Source organism: Pseudomonas sp. BCA17 (genome assembly GCF_004519405.1).
Lineage (GTDB): Bacteria > Pseudomonadota > Gammaproteobacteria > Pseudomonadales > Pseudomonadaceae > Aquipseudomonas.
Genome location: NZ_SGWI01000007.1, coordinates 25,780 through 44,588 on the forward strand (window position 1 = coordinate 25,780; position 18,809 = coordinate 44,588).

At 61.8% G+C, this 18,809-nt stretch carries 14 protein-coding genes; 12 read left to right on the forward strand and 2 right to left on the reverse strand.

Annotated elements, in window-relative coordinates; all coding sequences use genetic code 11:
* Complete coding sequence (locus tag EXW71_RS22890) at positions 1 to 516, forward strand: GNAT family N-acetyltransferase (protein WP_134660289.1); 516 nt, start codon at positions 1 to 3, stop codon at positions 514 to 516.
* Here the strand turns inward: EXW71_RS22890 and EXW71_RS22895 are convergent.
* On the reverse strand, positions 492 to 800 hold the full coding sequence (locus EXW71_RS22895; protein WP_134660290.1) for a hypothetical protein: 309 nt from the start codon (positions 798 to 800) through the stop codon (positions 492 to 494). The genes EXW71_RS22890 and EXW71_RS22895 overlap by 25 nt on opposite strands.
* 53 nt (positions 801 to 853) lie before the next feature.
* The gene (locus tag EXW71_RS22900; protein WP_134660291.1) at positions 854 to 1,441 is read right to left on the reverse strand and encodes a phage tail protein; all 588 of its coding nucleotides are present in this window, start codon (positions 1,439 to 1,441) and stop codon (positions 854 to 856) included.
* A gap of 200 nt (positions 1,442 to 1,641) precedes the next feature.
* Between EXW71_RS22900 and EXW71_RS22905 the strand changes: the two genes are divergently transcribed.
* The 11 genes from EXW71_RS22905 to EXW71_RS22955 all read left to right on the forward strand — a co-directional run bounded on the left by EXW71_RS22905 (position 1,642) and on the right by EXW71_RS22955 (position 18,791).
* Positions 1,642 to 3,255 carry a glycosyltransferase family 39 protein gene (locus tag EXW71_RS22905; RefSeq protein ID WP_134660474.1) on the forward strand — a complete coding sequence of 538 codons (1,614 nt, stop codon included), beginning with the start codon at positions 1,642 to 1,644 and terminating at the stop codon, positions 3,253 to 3,255.
* 86 nt (positions 3,256 to 3,341) lie between these two features.
* On the forward strand, positions 3,342 to 4,205 hold the full coding sequence (locus EXW71_RS22910; protein WP_134660292.1) for a sulfotransferase: 864 nt from the start codon (positions 3,342 to 3,344) through the stop codon (positions 4,203 to 4,205).
* 50 nt (positions 4,206 to 4,255) lie between these two features.
* On the forward strand, positions 4,256 to 11,236 hold the full coding sequence (locus tag EXW71_RS22915) for an Ig-like domain-containing protein (RefSeq protein WP_134660293.1): 6,981 nt from the start codon (positions 4,256 to 4,258) through the stop codon (positions 11,234 to 11,236).
* Positions 11,237 to 11,277: 41 nt separating this feature from the next.
* Positions 11,278 to 12,792, forward strand: a complete 1,515-nt coding sequence (locus tag EXW71_RS22920) for a TolC family protein (protein ID WP_134660294.1) — start codon at positions 11,278 to 11,280, stop codon at positions 12,790 to 12,792.
* On the forward strand, positions 12,776 to 13,378 hold the full coding sequence (gene cysC, locus EXW71_RS22925; RefSeq protein WP_134660295.1) for an adenylyl-sulfate kinase: 603 nt from the start codon (positions 12,776 to 12,778) through the stop codon (positions 13,376 to 13,378). Before EXW71_RS22920 ends, cysC begins: the two co-directional genes overlap by 17 nt.
* Before the next feature lie 18 nt (positions 13,379 to 13,396).
* A complete protein-coding gene (locus tag EXW71_RS22930) occupies positions 13,397 to 13,639 on the forward strand; it encodes a DUF2789 domain-containing protein (protein ID WP_123717494.1) in 243 nt (80 codons plus the stop codon).
* A gap of 128 nt (positions 13,640 to 13,767) precedes the next feature.
* Entirely contained in the window at positions 13,768 to 14,178 is a 411-nt protein-coding gene (locus tag EXW71_RS22935) for a MarR family winged helix-turn-helix transcriptional regulator (RefSeq protein ID WP_123717493.1), read from the forward strand.
* Positions 14,175 to 16,253 carry an FUSC family protein gene (locus tag EXW71_RS22940; protein ID WP_123717492.1) on the forward strand — a complete coding sequence of 693 codons (2,079 nt, stop codon included), beginning with the start codon at positions 14,175 to 14,177 and terminating at the stop codon, positions 16,251 to 16,253. Before EXW71_RS22935 ends, EXW71_RS22940 begins: the two co-directional genes overlap by 4 nt.
* A complete protein-coding gene (locus EXW71_RS22945) occupies positions 16,250 to 16,459 on the forward strand; it encodes a DUF1656 domain-containing protein (RefSeq protein WP_016969155.1) in 210 nt (69 codons plus the stop codon). Before EXW71_RS22940 ends, EXW71_RS22945 begins: the two co-directional genes overlap by 4 nt.
* A complete protein-coding gene (locus EXW71_RS22950) occupies positions 16,456 to 17,352 on the forward strand; it encodes an efflux RND transporter periplasmic adaptor subunit (RefSeq protein WP_123717491.1) in 897 nt (298 codons plus the stop codon). Before EXW71_RS22945 ends, EXW71_RS22950 begins: the two co-directional genes overlap by 4 nt.
* Positions 17,349 to 18,791: an efflux transporter outer membrane subunit gene (locus EXW71_RS22955; protein WP_123717490.1), complete on the forward strand. Its 1,443-nt coding sequence runs from the start codon at positions 17,349 to 17,351 to the stop codon at positions 18,789 to 18,791. Before EXW71_RS22950 ends, EXW71_RS22955 begins: the two co-directional genes overlap by 4 nt.
* Positions 18,792 to 18,809: the final 18 nt, after the last annotated feature.

Sequence of the window (18,809 nt, forward strand, 5' to 3'; positions counted from 1 at the left end):
ATGTTGAACAAGGATGGCGCCTTGGCGCAGGGCTTGGTGGTGCGCCCGTCACGTGGCACTGATGGGCCGTTTTTGCAGAGCCTTTACCGTTCGGCGCGCGCGGATCTGCAGTGGATCGATGGCGAGCAGGCGCTGGTAGAGGCCGTGATTGCCCAGCAGTTCCAGATCCAGGAACAAGGCATGGACGAGCATTTTCCCGGCGCCCTGCATTACGTGATCGAAAAATTGGCCACGCCCATCGGTGCATTGAGTGCTGACTTCGGGCCTAACGAAATCCGAGTGTTGTACCTGGCATTTGTCCCCGCTGCCCGGGGTCAGGGTTTTGGGCGCGCGGTGTTGCAAGGGGTGCAGCAGGCCGCCGCCCAGGTGTGTTGCCCGGTGGCGACTGTGGTGTGGGCGAGCAACCCCCATGCGCGCCAGCATTACCTGGCGCTGGGGTTTCAGGTGGAAGAAGAGACGCCTGCCGCGCAGCGGTTGGTGTGGTACCCGTCTCAGTTGAACACGATGCAGAAGTAACCGCGCTGAGTGTCGCGGCCCATGGCCGGCTCGCGGGACACGAAGACGTTTTCAAGGCACGTGTCCGCCAGAGGCAGGCGGCACAAACCATCGACGAAATCGGTCGGTACAAGGCTTTCGAGCAGCACGCTGAACGCTGCGCGTGGGCTACCGGGCAGGCTGGCCTTGGGGGCGTAGGTGAGTTGTTGGATCTGGATTGGCAATGCGCAACCATCGGGCAGGTGAAGCACGCTGGTCTGGTTCAACAAGGGCTGGAAATGTTCGGGGGTTATCAGGTTCAACATAAGAAGAGGCTCCGTTTAAGCAAAGCCGAGGCCCGTGGGCCTCGGCCAGGGGCTTAGCTGCGAGATGGAAAGATGCCGTTCAGCGCTATGCTGAAGTTGATCACCAGGAACGGGTTCATTGTGGCCATGGCCTGGCCTTGGCCCGCGGGGTCGGTGGTGCCGGCCAGGGTGGTACTCACACCCTTGAGCGACACCGGGTTGGTACCCTGTTGGTCGGAGTAGATTGTCGCGCTGCCCGGGCCAGAGCCGGAAGCGCCGATAAACGAGTTGGCGGCGGTGGGTGCAGTGACTGGATTGCTGATGACGCTGGCCAGTTGCACCGTGGTGGTGGCGGTGAATGTTGTGGTGCCATGGGTGTGGATAGGCAGGTTGGCGAGGGTGGGCGTGACGCTCTCGGCGCCGGCGAACGCGCCGATGACCCGCTGCGACAAGTTGGCGCCGTTGCCTTGACCGATGGGCAGTCGTCCCTGCAAATCCGGCAGCTTGAAGGACTGCACCCCGTCGCCGCCGTACGTGGTTGTAATCAGGGCGAACAGCGCCTGGTACTGGTTGACGGACAAGGTCTGACCGGCGCACAAGGCCCAGTCTCTGGGGGCGAAATTAAACGCGAACGGTTGAATAGTGCCGATGAATACTTCCATGGATCGTTCATCCTTGCTGATGGCTCTATGGGGTGTGACGCAAATTGATCTGGCGTCATCGCAGAGCGTAGACGCTGCTTTTGTGCTGTGTCTGGCAGTTGCGAAACCGCGGGCGAAACCATGGCTTTTGGCCTAGAGTGACGCATGTTGACGCCGGTGCGGGGTTTGCCCGGGAAGCCGGCAGTTTCAGGGGAATTGAGGTGCGACGGTCTGTGGTAGAGCAAGACGATAAAGTTGGGGTTTTTCCCGCAGTCAATCGCCTCTCGGCGGCCTGGGAAGGTGCCGGTTGGCTCAGCCGTTTATGGTGGGTGCCGATTCTGGCGCTGGCCATGGCCGTGCGCTTTTATGGCCTCACAGCCTCGGCGATCTGGGGCGACGAAGGTTCGAGCCTGCTGCTCAGTGAATACGCCATCGACGACCTGTGGTTTCACGCGGCCCATGATGTGCACCCGCCCCTGTACTTTTTCATGTTGCGCGGCTGGATCGGGCTGTTCGGCGACGGCATCTGGTCGATTCGTGGCATGAGTGCGATTCCCGGCGTGGTCGCGGTGGGCCTGGGTATCTGGCTGACGCGGCAACTGTCCACCCGTCGCGCTGCCGTGCTGGCGGGTGTGCTGCTGGCGCTGTACCCCACTGCCGTGCGTTACAGCCAGGAAGTGCGCATGTACTCGCTGCTGGCCGTATGGCTGCTCGCCGCCACGCTGGCGCTGGTGTACTGGGTGCGCCGGCCCGAGCGCATGCGCTACCTGGCGGCCTACGTGCTGTTGATGGCGGCCGGTTTCTATACCCATTACTTCACAGCCTTGTGTGTGTTGGTGCATTGGGCCTACCTGGGGCTGTTGTGCACGTCCCAGGCGCCGGGCCGGCGTTTGATCCTGCGCCCCTCGTGGTGGTGCGCCAATGCTCTGATCGTGGCGTTGTACCTGCCCTGGCTGCCGAACCTGCTGGACCTGACCCAACATGTCGAACAGCTCAAAGTGGGCGGCGATATTGGCTGGGAAGACCCGGTCACGCTGATCTCCGTACCGTCGATGGTCTGGCAGTTCATGCTCCAGGATGAGGGCATCGGCTTCTGGATGCCGTTGTTCTGGCTGTTCCCGCTGTTGCTGATTGGCGTCGTGGGTGTGACCGCCTGGTATGACCGTGAGGCCCATCGGCCGGCCGGCATGCTGGCGCTGTTTTTCCTGTTGCCGCTGTTGCTGGTGTATGCGGTGTCGTTTATTTCGCCGGTATTCATCGAGCGCTACCTCACGGTGTATGCCCTTGGCCTGCCGATCCTGGTGGCCCTGGCCATTGACCGCCTGCCCAAACGCTTGTCGCGTTGGGGTACCGCATTCCTGGTGCTGTTCATCAGCGTGGAACTGCTGGGCGTGAAGAACAACGCCACCGTAGACGAGCACGACCAGTTCAACGTGCCGGTGGAGTTCGTCAACCGTAACTATCAGGAAGATGACCGCATCGTCCTCAGTGACATGCTGTGGTACCTCAGCTACGTCTATTACGACCAGACCGACGCCCAGCTACAGCTCTACACACCACCCAAACCCGACGGTACGCCGACCCGGCCGACCGCCTACGGCTTTGGCACCTTGGTGGACCAGGACGGTGGGCGCATTTATCTCGACCGCCTGTCGGCATTGCCCGCTGATACCCGCCGCGTCTGGTTGATCAGTGGCGCTGAACCGCCGGATGAGTTCGCACCGATACCTGCCGATTGGCGCGAGCTTTTACGTCAGGATGGCGGCGGGGCAAGAGCGCGTCTGTTTGTAGTGTGTCGCGGGCCAGAGCCTTTGCAGCCTGAGAGTTGCCGCTGAGTGTGAATAGACATCAAGAAAACGTTGAAATAGTGGCAAATAACCACTAGTCGCTCCTGCATTCCTCAGCTACGCTTTGTGCATAAATGGATTTGTCCTGCAAAGTGGTGAAGGGATTGCGGTATCACTTTATTTCCGGTCTGCCGCGTTCCGGCTCGACCTTGCTCTCTGCGATCCTGTTGCAGAACCCACGTTTTCGCGCGGGCATGAGCAGCCCCGTAGGGACGTTGTTCAATGGCGTGCTGGCGCAGTGCAGCGCCGGCAGCGAGTTTGGCTCGGTCATTGATCCGGACACCCGCCGCCGTCTTTTGCGCGGCCTGTTTGATGCTTACTACGGCGACAAGCCCTCCACCCCTGTGGTGTTCGACACCAATCGCCAGTGGTGCGCGCGCATGCCTGCACTGCACGACCTGTTCCCACAGGCCAAAGTCATTGCCTGTGTGCGTAACGTCGCGTGGATCATGGACAGCCTGGAGCGCCTTTACCGCGCCAACCCGTTTGAGAACACCAAGCTGTTCAACGACGATATCGAGCGCAACACCGTGTACAGCCGCGTCGAAACCCTCGGGCAGCGCAATCGCCTCGTGGGTTATGCCTGGTCGGCCCTCAAAGAGGCTTACTACGGCGAAAACGCCGGCTCCATGCTGATCGTCGACTATGACCTGCTGTCCCAGGCGCCCGAGCGCGTGATGCGGCTGATCTACGAATTTATCGGCGAACCGTGGTTCGAGCATGACTTCGACAACCTCAGCTATGACGCACCGGACTTCGACGAGGCGCTGGGCGTCAGCGGTTTGCATCGGGTCAAGCCAAAAGTCGCGCTGCAACCTCGGCGTACGATCCTGCCGCCGGACCTCTTCGAGCAATTTGCACAGATGGAATTCTGGCGGGATGGAACCCTGAGCGCCGCCAACGTGATTCGCACCAAAGCCGACGCCGTGATCAATTGATCGCGGTTTTTTCATAGCGGATATTTGCATTCGACAAGCGGGTGAGCAGCATGTGGTGGAGTAAAGGCAAGGCACGGCAGGCAGCGACAGGCGCCAACACTCTGGCGACGCCGATGATCATGTTCCTGGAACCACGCATGTTGTTTGACGGCGCGGTCGCCGCCACCGTGGTTGATGCCGCGCAGGTTGACAGCCACGCCACCGCCGATGCGGCAGCCAAGGCGCCCGCGGCCGAACATCCCTCCGCCAGTAAAGACACCCATGGGCAAACCGACGCGCCGGCGACATCGGCACCCGTGGCCGTACCGGGGCAGACCGTGGTGTTCGTCGACGCCCGGGTCAAAGACTCCGCCGAGCTGCTCAAGGGTGCAGCTCCCGGCACGCAGGTGGTGCAACTGGATGCCAGCAAGGACGGTCTGCAGCAGATTGCCGATTACCTGGGCAGCCATCAAGGCGTGAGCTCGGTGCAGCTCATCGCTCACGGCAACACCGGTGACTTGTGGCTGGGCAGTACCTATTTGTCGGCGGACAACGTCTCTGCCCGCAGCGAAGTGTTGGCGCAGATCGGCCAGGACATGAATGTGGGCGGCGACATTCTGATCTATGCCTGTAACACGGCAGAGGGCACCCGCGGATTGGCCTTTGTCGATTCCCTGGCGCAACTGACGGGCCGTGATATCGCCGCGTCGAGCAACCGCACCGGCGGGGGCGGCGACTGGACGCTGGAAATAGCCACGGGCTCCATCGAGAGCCATACCGCGTTGTCGTACCAGGCCATGTCGGCTTACCAGTACGGGCTGGCCACGATTACGGTGACCAATAACAGCGACATCGGCGCCGGCTCATTGCGCCAGGCCCTGAGCGATTCGGTAGCGGGTGACACCGTCACTTTCAGCTCAAGCATGACGGTGAACCTGAACTCACAACTGATCATCACGAAGAACGTCACGGTCGAAGGTGATCTGAACCGCGACGGCGCGGCGGACGTGACCCTCAGCGGGCAGTACAAAACCCAGGTACTGAGAGTGAACAGCGGGGTTACCGCGACACTGGATGGCCTGGTCATCACCCAGGGACTGGTGGCCGGTAATGGCGCCCAGGCCGGTGTCGACGGCACCGCGGCGATGGGCGGCGGTATCGCCAACTTCGGTAACCTGACCTTGAATAACGTCACGGTGACCAGCAACGCCGCCTCGGGTGGCGGTGGTGGCGGCGGGGTGACTGCGCCATACGCCGGTGGTGCCGTCGGCGGTGGTGGCGGCGGCGGTGGCGCTCTCGGCGGACAAAATGGTGGTCGTGGCGGTAGCTCCGGCATGGGCACAGGGGTGTATGCCGGTACTGCCGGCAGCTCCAACCACGGCGGCACGGGCGGCTCCTATAACCCCAGTTATATGGGCGGCAAGGGTGGCAGTAACGTGGGCGGCGCAGGCGGTATGGGGGTTGCTGGTTACAGTAACGGGGGGAGCGGCGGTACGGCGAACAACGGCATTATTGCCATTGGTGGCGGAGGTGGTGGTTCCGGATGGGACAGGCCCGGCCGTGCCGGTGCCTCCGCCAGCGGCGGGATCTACAACGCTACCACCGGCACCCTGACCGTTGTCGGCACCTCGGTGATCTCCAATAACATCGCGGCCGGTGGTGGTGGCGGCGGCGGCGGGGGAAGTGGTGGTGGGAGTGCCGACCCAGGCGGTGCGGCCGGCAAAGGCGTCGGCGCAATCTGGAACAAAGGCACGCTGTTGATGACCGCCGCCAACTTTGCGGCCATGAGCGGCAACATTGGCGGCAGCGGCTCCGGCGGCCAGGCGGCGGGCGGAGGTGCCACAGGTGCTTCCGTGGCGGCCACGAACAATATCTTCAACGACGGCGGCACATTGAACACCGCCTACGCGCCTGCGCCGACCGCGACCATCGTGGTGAGCAACGCTGCACAGCACCTCGGCAGCACCTCGCTGGTAACCATTACCTTTAACCAGGCGGTGACGGGTTTCACCAACGCCGACCTGACGGTCGCCAACGGTACCCTGTCTGCTGTCAGTTCCAGTGACGGTGGCACCACCTGGACCGCCACCTTCACCCCGAGCTCAAGCACTACCAGCGCGACCAACCATATCGTCCTCGACAACACCGGGGTGGCCAGTGTGTCGACAGGCACGGTGGGCAGCGGCACCACCGCATCGAATAACTACAGCATTGATACCGTGCGCCCCACCGCCACCGTCTCGGTGGTCGCGCCTACGCTGAGCACCACGGTCAACTCGACGGTGAACATCACTTTCAGCGAAGCGGTGAGCGGTTTCACCCTGTCCGACATGACGGCGTCCAATGGCACGCTCAGTAACCTGGCTACCAGCGACAATATCCACTGGACCGCGACCCTGACGCCGACGGCCTCTAATAGCAGCACTGGCAACGTCATCACCCTGGATAACACCCTCTATACCGATACCGCGACCAACACGGGTACCGGCACGACCACGTCCAATACCTATGCGATCGACACCCAACGGCCCACCGCGACCATCGTAGTCGCCGACCCCGTGCTGTCTGCCGGTGAAACCACCCTGGTGACTATCACCTTCAGTGAGGCGGTCACCGGTTTCACCAACAGCGACCTGAGTGTGCCCAATGGCATCCTGAGCACGGTGAGCAGCAGCGATGGTGGCGTCACCTGGACCGCTACCTTCACCCCGACAGCCGGCATCAACGATGCCACCAACGTCATTACCCTGGCCAACACTGGCGTCGCCGACCTGGCCGGCAACGCAGGTTCGGGCACCACCAGTTCAGCCAATTACACGATAGATACCGTGCAACCGACGGCGACCATCGTGGTCGGCGACAACGCGTTGAAAGTTGGCGAAACTTCGTTGGTGACCATAACGTTCAGCGAAGCGGTGTCAGGTTTTACCAATGCCGACCTGACGATTGCCAACGGCACATTGAGCGCGGTGAGCAGCAGCGATGGTGGCGTCACTTGGACGGCGACTTTCACGCCGACCAACAACATCACCGACGCCAGCAACCTGATCACGCTGGATAACGGCGGCGTACAGAATGCCTCGGGCAACACCGGCAGTGGCACCACCACGTCCAACAACTACGCCATCGACACCCAGCGGCCAACAGCGAACATTGTGGTGGCGGATACCGCGCTGGGCATCGGGCAGACTTCACTGGTCACCATTACCTTCTCCGAGGCGGTCACCGGTTTTACCAATGCCGACCTGACGATTGCCAACGGCACATTGAGCGCGGTGAGCAGCAGCGATGGTGGCATTACCTGGACAGCGACGTTTACACCAGCGGCCGGTATCACCGATACCAGCAATGTCATCACCCTGGATAACACCGGCACCACCGATTTGGCTGGTAACGCCGGCAGCGGCACCACCGACTCCAATAACTACGCCGTCGACAGCCAACGCCCGACCGCGACCATCGTGGTGGCTGATTCGGCGCTGACAGCCGGTGAAACGTCACTGGTGACTATTACCTTCAGTGAAGCCGTGACCGGCTTCACTAACGCCGACCTGACTGTCGCCAACGGCACTTTGACAGCGGTGAGCAGCAGCGATGGCGGCATCACCTGGACCGCTACCTTCACCCCGACAGCCGGCATCAACGATGCCACCAACGTCATTACCCTGGCGAACACTGGCGTCGCCGACCTGGCCGGCAATGCAGGTTCGGGCACCACCAATTCAGCCAATTACACGATAGATACCGTGCAACCGACGGCGACCATTGTGGTCGGCGACAACGCATTGAAAGCTGGCGAAACTTCGTTGGTGACCATAACGTTCAGCGAAGCGGTGACAGGTTTTACCAATGCCGACTTGACGATTGCCAACGGCACATTGAGCGCGGTGAGCAGCAGCGATGGTGGCGTCACCTGGACGGCGACTTTCACGCCGACCAACAACATCACCGACTCCAGCAACCTGATCACGCTGGATAACGGCGGCGTACAGAATGCCTCGGGCAACACCGGCAGTGGTACCACCACGTCCAACAATTACGCCATCGACACCCAGCGGCCTACAGCGACCATTGTTGTGGCGGATACCGCCCTGGGTATCGGCCAGACCTCGCTGGTGACGGTGACGTTTTCCGAAGCGGTGAGCGGCTTCAGCAACGCCGACCTGATTGTCGCCAACGGCACCTTGAGCGGGCTGGGCAGCAGTGATGGTGGCATTACCTGGACAGCGACGTTTACACCGGAGGCCGGTATCACTGATACCAGCAATACCGTGCGTCTGAACAATAGCGGTGTTCAGGATGCCGCCGGCAACAGCGGTATAGGTACGACTGATTCCAACAGCTACGCCATCGACACGCAACGCCCGACGGCGACCATTGTGATTGCCAACCCTGATTTGAACGTTGGTAGAACCAGCCTGGTGACGGTTACTTTTTCGGAGCCGGTGACGGGGTTCGACAATCGCGACTTGCTAATCAGCAATGGGACGCTCACTGCCTTGGCCTCCGCCGATGGTGGACGCACCTGGACCGGTGTGCTTACGCCCTATGCTGGCTTCGATACAACCGACAATGTCATTTCTCTCAATAACGGAGGTATTCAAGACCTTGCGGGGAATACAGGGGTTGGTTCGACCCTTTCAAATACGTACGACGTCCACACCTCAAGGCCCATTGCAACGATCGAGATCAGTGACCCGGTGCTGGGCAAATTCGAGCGGCAGTTTGTCACGATTAGGTTCTCTACGCCGGTGTTCGGGTTCAACCTCGCCAGCTTGCAAGCCGCCAATGGCACGTTCAGCGAACTGACCCAATATGGCTCCACGCTGTATTCGGTGTTGTTCACGCCCAACGCTGATACAACCGTCGCTAACAATGTAATCACCCTGGACACCAGCACTGTTCGTGATGCCCACGGTAATGCAGGCGTCGGCACAGCGGTGTCGCCAGCTTTCGCAGTGGACACAGTACTGCCCACCGCCACCCTGACGCTTTCCGATACCTTGCTGGAACCTGGTGAAACCGCCATTGTGACCGTGACGTTCTCGGAGCAGGTCACCGGGTTCGACAACAATGCGATCATCAATTTGCGGTCAGCCACGCTGAGTACGTTTTATAGCCCGGATGGCGGCATGACGTGGCGAGCAACGCTTACACCTACTCCGGGGGCTGGTTCTTCGGGAAGCTACCTGATCGGCTTGTCTATGGCATATGTCCAGGACTTGGCCGGCAACTCCAACTACGGCCTCCCTATGCCGATGGTCTCCTACCAGGTCGACCATGCGCCGCTGACGTCCAGCGTCTACGTGGACTCCCAACGTTTGACGAGCAACGGACCGACCACTGTTCACATCTACTTCAACAAGCCCGTGACTAACTTTGACCTGAGCGATCTCAGCGCGGATAACGGTGTGCTCTCCAACCTTCGCAGCAGCGATGGTGGTGTCAGTTGGCAGGCAACGTTGACCCCGTTCGCGAACATCACCAGTGATCAGAACGTAGTTCGGCTCAACAACGTGGGCGTGACCTATAACGGCGGCAGCATCGGCTTGGGCATTACCACTTCGGGCAACTACACGGTCGACACCCAGCGCCCTACCTCAACCATTGTCATCGACAAAACAAGCCTGGCCCTTGGAGACCAGGCGACGGTGACCATCACCTTCAGTGAGGCGGTTGAGTTCTATAACAACCCGCAAGCCCAGAACGCTTGGCTGAGTGGCCTGAAAACCGTTGACGGCGGCATCACCTGGACCGCGACCCTCACGCCTCAGGGCTACATCGAAGACACCAGCAATATCGTGACCCTGGACAATACCCGCGTTCATGATCTCAACGGCAACGCGGGGCTGGGTACCAGCACGTCAAACAACTACACCATCGACACCCGACCACCCACCGCGACGATTGTGGTCGATAAAGACACGCTCGCCGGCGGCGACACGGCCAACGTCACCATCACCTTCAGTGAGGCGGTTTCCGGCCTGAAGCTGGATAACCTGCGGGTCTCCAGCGGTGTTCTGAGCAACTTGAAAAGCGTCGATGGTGGTGTGACCTGGACAGCCACCTTGACTCCAGAGGCTCATCTGCAGAGTTGGATGGACCTGGTGGTGTTGGATGGTCAAGGGGTGAAGGATGCTGCCGGCAATACAGGCCAGTCGTATACGTACTCCAATTATTTTCATGTCGATACCCAAGGCCCACAGGTCTACATCGAGGTGTCGGATACCCAGCTCAAGGCCGGGCAGGGTACCGAGGTGTTTATCTGGTTCAGTGAGCCCGTGCGCGGCTTCGACCTGTCCAGCCTGAGAGTACAGAACGGCACCTTGTCCAACCTGCAAAGTGGCGAGGGCGGCTATTACTGGACCGCGACCTTGACGCCGAACAACAACGTGAATGCCGGCAGCAACGTCATCTCCGTCGATAACAGCACGATTCGCGACCTGGCCGGCAACGCCGGCGCAGGCGTCAGCGAGTCCAACAGCTACGCCATCAACAGCATCAGTGTCACGGCCGATCCATTGACCCTTACCGGCGGTATTGCAAGGCCAGTGATCGACCCGCCGCACCTGCCATTGCAACCGGGTGTCTTTGCCCCGCCAACCGGCAACCTCGGTTCACCACTGACGTTCGCGCCGCTGTTTGAACAACGTGTCCTCGGCGACGGTATCCGCCCGCTGGGGGACATTTTCATTAACAACGGTGCTACCAGCCCAAGTTTTATCGCTCAGGTGTTTACCAGCAGCGATAACGTCGGGGACGGCTCCGGCGAAGGCTTCCTCGGTTTCGGCGGCGGCGATGGCGGGATCTTCGGCTCAAGCACCCTGTCGAGCCTGTTCAACCGTGAAACCCACGGCGATGACAGTGCCCTCAAAGCGTTCGACGGCAAGCCGATCAACGGCCAGGGCGACCCGGCCCAGGGGCTGCGCGGCGTGTTTGGCGCGCCGAGCCTCGGGCAGCAACTGCAGCAACTCAAAGACACAGAACAGCGCCAGGTGATGGACCTGGCGCACGCACTGCAACAAGTCGGCATCAGCGAAATGCAGGCTTGAATACACTTAACTCCAGGCGCAGTAACAGGGGCAGTCCAAGGATGAAAACAGGTCATAAGTTGTTCGGCGCCAGCTTGCTGGCGCTGGCGATCAGCGGTTGTGCGGTCACCAGTGAGCCGATTGAGCGCAGCGTCAGTGAGCAGCGAGCCCGTAGCGATCTGCAAGGGATGTACAAGGATCAGGAGCCGTTGAACGGCCCGTTGACACTGCACCAGGCCATGGCCCGCGCTGTCAAATACAACCTCGAAGGCCGCTTGAAGGTGATGGAAGAGGCGCTGGCCAAACGCCAATCGGACCTCTCCAGCTTCGACATGCTGCCGCGCATGGCCTTGTCCGCAGGCTATGCCGGGCGCAATAACACCAACGCTTCCAGCAGCCAGAGTGTGCGCACCGGCACCCAGTCCCTGGAGCCGTCGACCTCCCAGGACCGCGACCGCCGCGTAGCCGACCTGACCATGGTGTGGAACGTGCTCGACTTTGGCGTCAGCTACATCAGCGCCAAGCAGCAAGGCGACCAGCGCCTGATCATCCAGGAGCGTCGGCGCAAGGTAATCAACACCATCGTGCAGGACGTACGCTCGGCCTATTGGCGCGCGGTGGCGGCCGAACGCTTGCTGACCCAGATCGATAGCCTGATGGCCCGGGTCGACCAGGCCCAGACGAATAGCCAGAGCATGAGCGAACAACGCATCGGCGACCCGGTGCAGGCGCTGGGTTACCAACGCTCGCTGATCGAAGCCACGCGCCAGTTGCAAGAGCAGCGCCGCGCGTTGTCCCTGGCCAAGACCGAACTGGCCACGCTGATCAACCTGCCCATGGGCAGCGAACTCAAGCTGGCCACGCCGGATGACTACAGTGTGCCGCAGTTGAAGGTCAACCTGGCCAGTCTGGAACAGGAAGCCCTGGCGAACCGTCCGGAACTGCGCGAGCAGGACTATCAGACCCGCATCAGCGCCGCCGAAACCCGCAAAGCCATGCTGCGCTTGCTGCCCGGCCTGGAGTTTTCGGCCGGTGGGCATTACGACAGCAACTCGTTCCTGACCGACAACCGCTGGGCTGACTACGGCGCCAAGGTCACCTGGAACCTGTTCAATGTGATCTCCGCACCCGCCGCCATCGATGTGGCCAAGGCCGGTGAAGAAGTCGCCACTGCACGGCGCCAGGCGATGTCCATCGCGGTGCTGGCGCAGATCTACGTGGCCAATGCCAACTATCAGGACGCGGTACGCCAGTTCAAGACCAACGAACAGCTGGCCAATATCGACGGGCAAATCCTCACCCAACTGCGTAATCGGCACCAGGCCGCAGGGTTGGGTGAACTGGACCTGATCCAGGGTGAACTCAACACCTTGCAAGCGGACCTGCGCCGCGACCTGGCCTACGCTGACCTGCGCAACGCCTACGGCCAGATCTTCGCCAGCGCCGGGCTTGACCCGTTGCCTGAACAACTGGATTCCGACCGCGTGCAAGCCATCGCTACGGCGCTGGCCAGTCGTGAATCGGCGTGGGCTGCGGGCAATATCACGGCGCCGGTGCCGCGTGCCGTCGCTCAATAACCTGGTGGCGCCGACGGCGAGCATCACTCGTCGTCAGCGCGAGGCGCGTAATGGGCACCGAGGCGTAGCGATCCTGCTCACTGGCTTGCCTGCATCGGGTAAATCCACCCTGGCCCAGGGCCTGCAAGCGGCGCTGTTCGAACAAGGCAAGCAAAGCCTGGTGCTCGACGGCGATGCCTTGCGTGGTGGCCTCAACAAAGACCTGGGCTTTGCTGACAGCGACCGGCTGGAAAACATCCGCCGGGCCAGCGAACTCGCGGCATTGCTGGTGGAAAACGGGCAAATCGTGATCCTCGCGATGATCGCGCCGCTGGTCGAACTGCGCGCGGTGTTTGCCGAACGCCTGGCTGCCGACTATCGGGAAGTCTGGTGCAGCGCCTCGCTGGCGGTGTGCGAAGGGCGCGACCCCAAGGGGCATTACGCCCGTGCACGACGTGGGGAGTTGCCGGGGTTTACCGGGGTTGGCTCACCGTACGAACAACCGCTGCACGCATCCTTGGTGCTGGATACCGGCGTCCTGTCGGCGCATCAGTGCGTCGAGCGGTTATTGGTATGGCTTTCGCCTGAACTAGACTCTGGGGAGTGATCTTTTCAGGAGTCGCCCATGGAACCGCCTGTGCATAGTTTGCCTTCGTTGTTCAAACAGCTTGGGCTGCCGGATGACCCGGTGAGTATCGAGAAGTTCGTAGCGGTGCATTCGCCGCTCAAGCGCGACCAGAAGCTGGAAGAGGCGTTTTTCTGGACAGACAGCCAGAAGAAATTCTTGCGCAGTGAAATCCTCGAAGATGCGGATTGGGCCGAGGTGGTGGATGAGCTCAATCTGCTGCTGCACGGCTTGCCGCGATGATCGAGCCCGCCACCCATCCGCAAATTTGTATCAAAACTTGACGGCATTCGAATGATCCACCATATTGATAGTTAGCAAACTAACAGTATGCGAACTATCCCGTGTCCCAAGCCCTCGAACAACTCCAGATGAACCTCAGCAGCAGCATGGTGGTGGGCGCCCGTAATTGGCGCAAAATCTGCCAGACCACGCTGGTGAGCTATGGCATCTCCGAAGCCTGCGCCGTGCCACTGTTGATGATCGGCCGCCTGGGTGACGGTGTGCATCAGGTCAAAGTGGCCCAGGCTTCCGGGATGGAAAGCCCGTCGCTGGTGCGTCTGCTCGACCAGTTGTGCAGCGGCGGCTATGTGTGCCGCACCGAAGACATCCACGACCGCCGCGCCAAGGCGTTGAGCCTCACCGAGCGTGGCCGTGAGCTGGTAGAAGCGGTGGAAGTGCAACTGGTGCGCCTGCGCCGGGAAGTGCTGGCAGACATTCCCCACAGTGACTTGGAAGCCGCGCTGCGTGTGCTGCGCGCCTTCGAGGCGGCGTCGCTTTGAACGGATTTTTTTCCGGCATGCCGCCGGCCCGCGATTGGTTCTATGGGGTCCGTACGTTCGCGGCATCGATGATCGCGCTGTATATCGCCATGCTCATGCAAATGCCGCGTCCGTATTGGGCGATGGCTACCGTGTATATCGTCTCCAGCCCGTTTGTCGGCCCTACCAGCTCCAAAGCGTTGTACCGCGCCATCGGCACCTTTATGGGGGCGGCGGCGGCCGTGTTTTTTGTGCCGATGTTCGTGCAGTCGCCCTATGTGCTGGTAGTGGTGATTGCGTTGTGGACGGGCATTTTGCTGTTCCTGTCCATGCACCTGCGTACCGCGAATAACTACGCGTTGATGCTCGCCGGCTACACCTTGCCGCTGATCGCCTTGCCGGTGGTGGATAACCCGCTGGCGGTGTGGGACGTGGCCGAGGCGCGTACCGAAGAAATCTTCCTCGGTATCGCCGTGGCGGCGGTGGTGGGCGCGATGTTCTGGCCGCGCCGCCTGATGCCGGTGTTCGACGGCTCGGTGGCCAAGTGGTTTGCCGACGCCCAGGTCTACAGCCAGCGCTTTCTTGCGCGCAACGTCGACCCTGAGCAGATCAGCACATTGCGCAGCGGTATGGTCGCTACCTTCAACACCCTTGAGTTGATGATCGGCCAGTTGCCCCACGAAGGCGCGCGGCCGCAGACGGTGCGCAACACCAAGGAGCTGCGCGGGCGCATGATTCACCTGTTGCCGGTGGTGGATGCCCTGGACGACGCGCTGTATGCCATCGAACATCGCGCACCGGAGTTTCTCGACCGCATCACGCCCGTGCTTGAGGCTGCCCGCCAATGGCTGGAAAACACCCAGGAAAGCGCGCCCATGGAAAGCTGGCGTGCCCTGCGTGATCAGGTCGACGCCCAGCAACCTCAAGGCGAAGCCCTGGACGACCGTCACACGTTGTTGTTCTCCAACGCCCTGTATCGCCTGGCCGAGTGGATCGACCTGTGGCAGGACTGCCGCAGCCTGCAAGCCGCCATCCAGTGCGAAAGCCAGGACGCCTGGCGTGCCGTGTACCGCCATTGGCGCCTGGGCCGACTTACGCCGTTTCTCGACCGTGGCCTGATGTTCTACTCGGCATTCTCCACCGTCACCGCGATCATCGTCGCTTCGGTGCTGTGGATTCTGCTGGGTTGGACCGACGGCGGCAGCGCGGTGATTCTGGCCGCCGTGGCGTGCAGCTTTTTCGCCTCGATGGACGACCCCGCGCCGCAGATCTACCGGTTCTTTTTCTGGACGGCGATGTCGGTGTTGTTCGCCAGCCTCTATCTGTTTCTGGTACTGCCCAACCTGCACGATTTCCCGATGCTGGTGCTGGCGTTTGCCGTGCCGTTCATCTGCATCGGCACACTGACGGTGCAGCCGCGTTTTTACTTGGGCATGTTGCTGACGCTGGTGAACACCTCGTCGTTCATCAGTATCCAGGGTGCCTATGACGCAGACTTCCTCAACTTCGCCAACGTCAACCTGGCCGGGCCTGTGGGCCTGCTGTTCGCCTTTGTGTGGACGCTGATCGCACGGCCTTTCGGCGCCGAACTGGCGGCCAAACGCCTGACCCGTTTCAGCTGGCGCGATATTGTCAGCCTGACCGAGCCTGCGACCCTGGCCGAACACCGCCACATGGCCGTGCAAATGCTTGATCGCCTGATGCAGCACCTGCCACGCCTGGCCCTGATCAACCAGGACACCGGCACCGCCCTGCGCGATTTGCGCGTGGCCCTCAACCTGCTCGACCTGCTGGCCTACGCGCCGCGCATCTATGGTGTGCCCCGGGTGTTGCTCAACCAGGTGGTGGAAGGCGTGGGTGGTTACTTCAAGGCGTGCCTCAAGGCCGGTGAACGCTTGCCCGCGCCCAGCGGTCTGCTGATGACCCTGGACCGCACGCGCCGCGCCCTCAACGGCCAGGGCCTGCAAGACGAAGACGACACTCGCCTGCATCTGCTGCACGCACTGGCCGGCTTGCGCCTGTCGTTGCTGCCCGGCGTGGAATTTATTGGCGGCACCGAAATGGAAGCGCCGCTGCCTGATGGAGCGCCTTTATGATCGGTGATCTGGATATCAGCGGGGTGTTCCTGCCCACGCTGCTGGTGCTGATGGGCATTACGTATGTGTTGTTCCTGGTGGTGCACGGGCTGTTGACCCGCATCCACTTCTATCGCCTGGTCTGGCACCGGGCATTGTTCAATGTGGGGCTCTACGCGCTGTTGCTGGGCGCGGTGGACTCACTCAGTCGATACCTGATGACATGAAAAAACCTTTTTTGACCATCGGCCGTGTAGTCCTGACGTTGTTGATCGTATCGTTCGCGGTCGTCGTTGTGTGGCGTATGGTCATGTACTACATGTTTGCGCCCTGGACCCGTGACGGGCATATCCGTGCCGACATCGTGCAGATCGCGCCGGACGTGTCCGGGCTGATCCAGCAAGTCGACGTGCGCGACAACCAATTGGTGACCAAGGGCCAGGTGCTGTTCGCTGTCGACCAGGACCGCTTCAAGCTGGCTCTGCGCCAGGCCCAGGCAGCCGTGGCTGATCGCCAGGAGACCCTGGCCCAGGCCCAGCGTGAGTACAAGCGTAACCGGGGCCTGGGTAACCTGGTGCCGAGCGAGCAGTTGGAAGAAAGCCAGTCCCGCGTCGCCCGTGCCCAATCGGCCTTGGCCGAAGCACAGGTGACTGTGGACGCTGCCCAGCTCAACCTTGACCGCTCGGTGATCCGCAGCCCGGTGGACGGCTATGTCAACGACCGTGCGCCACGCACCCAAGAGTTCGTGACCGCCGGGCGCCCGGTGCTGTCGGTGGTGGACAGCAATTCCTTCCATATCGATGGCTATTTCGAAGAGACCAAGCTCGATGGCATTCACGTCGGCATGGGCGTGGATATCCGCGTGATCGGCGACAATGCCCGCCTGCACGGGCATGTTCAGAGCATTGTCGCCGGCATCGAGGACCGTGACCGTAGCAGCGGCTCCAACCTGCTGCCCAACGTCAACCCGGCGTTCAGCTGGGTGCGCCTGGCGCAGCGGATTCCGGTGCGGATCGCCTTTGATGACGTGCCGGCGGACTTTCGTATGATCGCCGGGCGCACGGCGACGGTGTCGATCATCGGTGACAAGCCTCAAGATCAAGATGGAGCCAAGCCATGAAGCAGCTTCTGGCAACCGCTGCGCTGGGGGTGCTGTTGTCGGCCTGCCAAGCGGTAGGCCCGGATTACAAGCTGCCGGAACAATCGGCGATCAACCGTAGCGACCTGCAAGGGACCCTCGCAGGAGAGGGGAGCAACGTGGTGTCGGCGCCGGTGCCGGCCGACTGGTGGAAGCTCTACAAAGACCCGCGTCTGGATGAGCTGGTGCGCCAGGCCATGGCCTCCAACACCGACCTGCGGGTGGCCGCCGCCAACCTGCAACGGGCGCGCTACCAGACCCAGGAGGCTGAGTCCGCCGGTGGCTGGAACGCCGGGGTCAAGGCCGAAGCGCAGCGCTTGCAGGAGTCCGGCGAGGCATTTCTGCTCACGGAAAAAGTCCCGGTGGCGAACATCGGCAGCGTCGGTATCACCACCTCGTATCAGTTCGATCTGTTCGGCACCTTGCAGCGCGGCATAGAAAGCGCCCAAGCCAGCGCCGACGCCGCGCAAGCTGCCGCCGATATCGCACGCATCACCCTGGTGGCCGATGTGGTGCGCTCCTACACCCAGGTGTGCGCCGCCAACGAAGAGCTGGCGATTGCCAACGAGTCTCTCGACCTGCAAGGCCAGAGCACCCGGCTGACCCAGCGCCTGCGCGATGCCGGGCGTGGCGATGAAACCCAGGTGACCCGTTCGCAAACCCAATACAAATCGTTGCGCGCTGACATGCCACGCTACACCGCCGCACGCCAGGCGGGCTTGTTCCGTTTGTCGATGTTGCTGGCCAAGCCGGTGGACCAACTCCCGGCCGGCACCGCCACGTGCGCCGAGCTGCCGCATATCGCCCAGTTACTGCCGGTAGGCGACGGCGCCGCGCTGCTCAAGCGTCGCCCCGACGTGCGCCAGGCCGAACGCCAGTTGGCCGCCGCCACCGCCCGGATCGGCGTGGCTACCGGCGCGCTGTACCCGGACATCAGCATCGGTGCCACCGTAGGTACCGTGGGTATTCTGGACGACCTGGGTACGGCGCCCACCAACCGCTGGGGGTTTGGCCCGCTGATCAGTTGGACGGTGCCGACCAACGGTGCGCGTGCGCGTATCCACGAAGCTGAAGCCGCGACCCAGGGCGCCCTGGCGCACTTCGACGGTGTGGTGCTTAACGCGATTCGCGAAACCCAGACGGGCCTCGCGCAATACACCGCACAGTTGCAACGCCGCGATGCGTTGGCCGATGCCGGCGCGTCGGCCAAGCAGGCTTCGGAGCAGACACACCGTTTCTTCCAGGCCGGCCGCGCGTCGTTCCTGGCCGATCTGCAAGCCACCCGTACCTACACCGATGTGCGTGCGCAACTGGCGGCGGCGAACACTCAGGTTGCCATGAGCCAGATCGACCTGTTCCTGGCCTTGGGCGGGGGTTGGGAAAGCGGACGAACGCAAGCGGCGCCAGCCAGCAAACCCTGAGCAAATAGCTATGCTTTG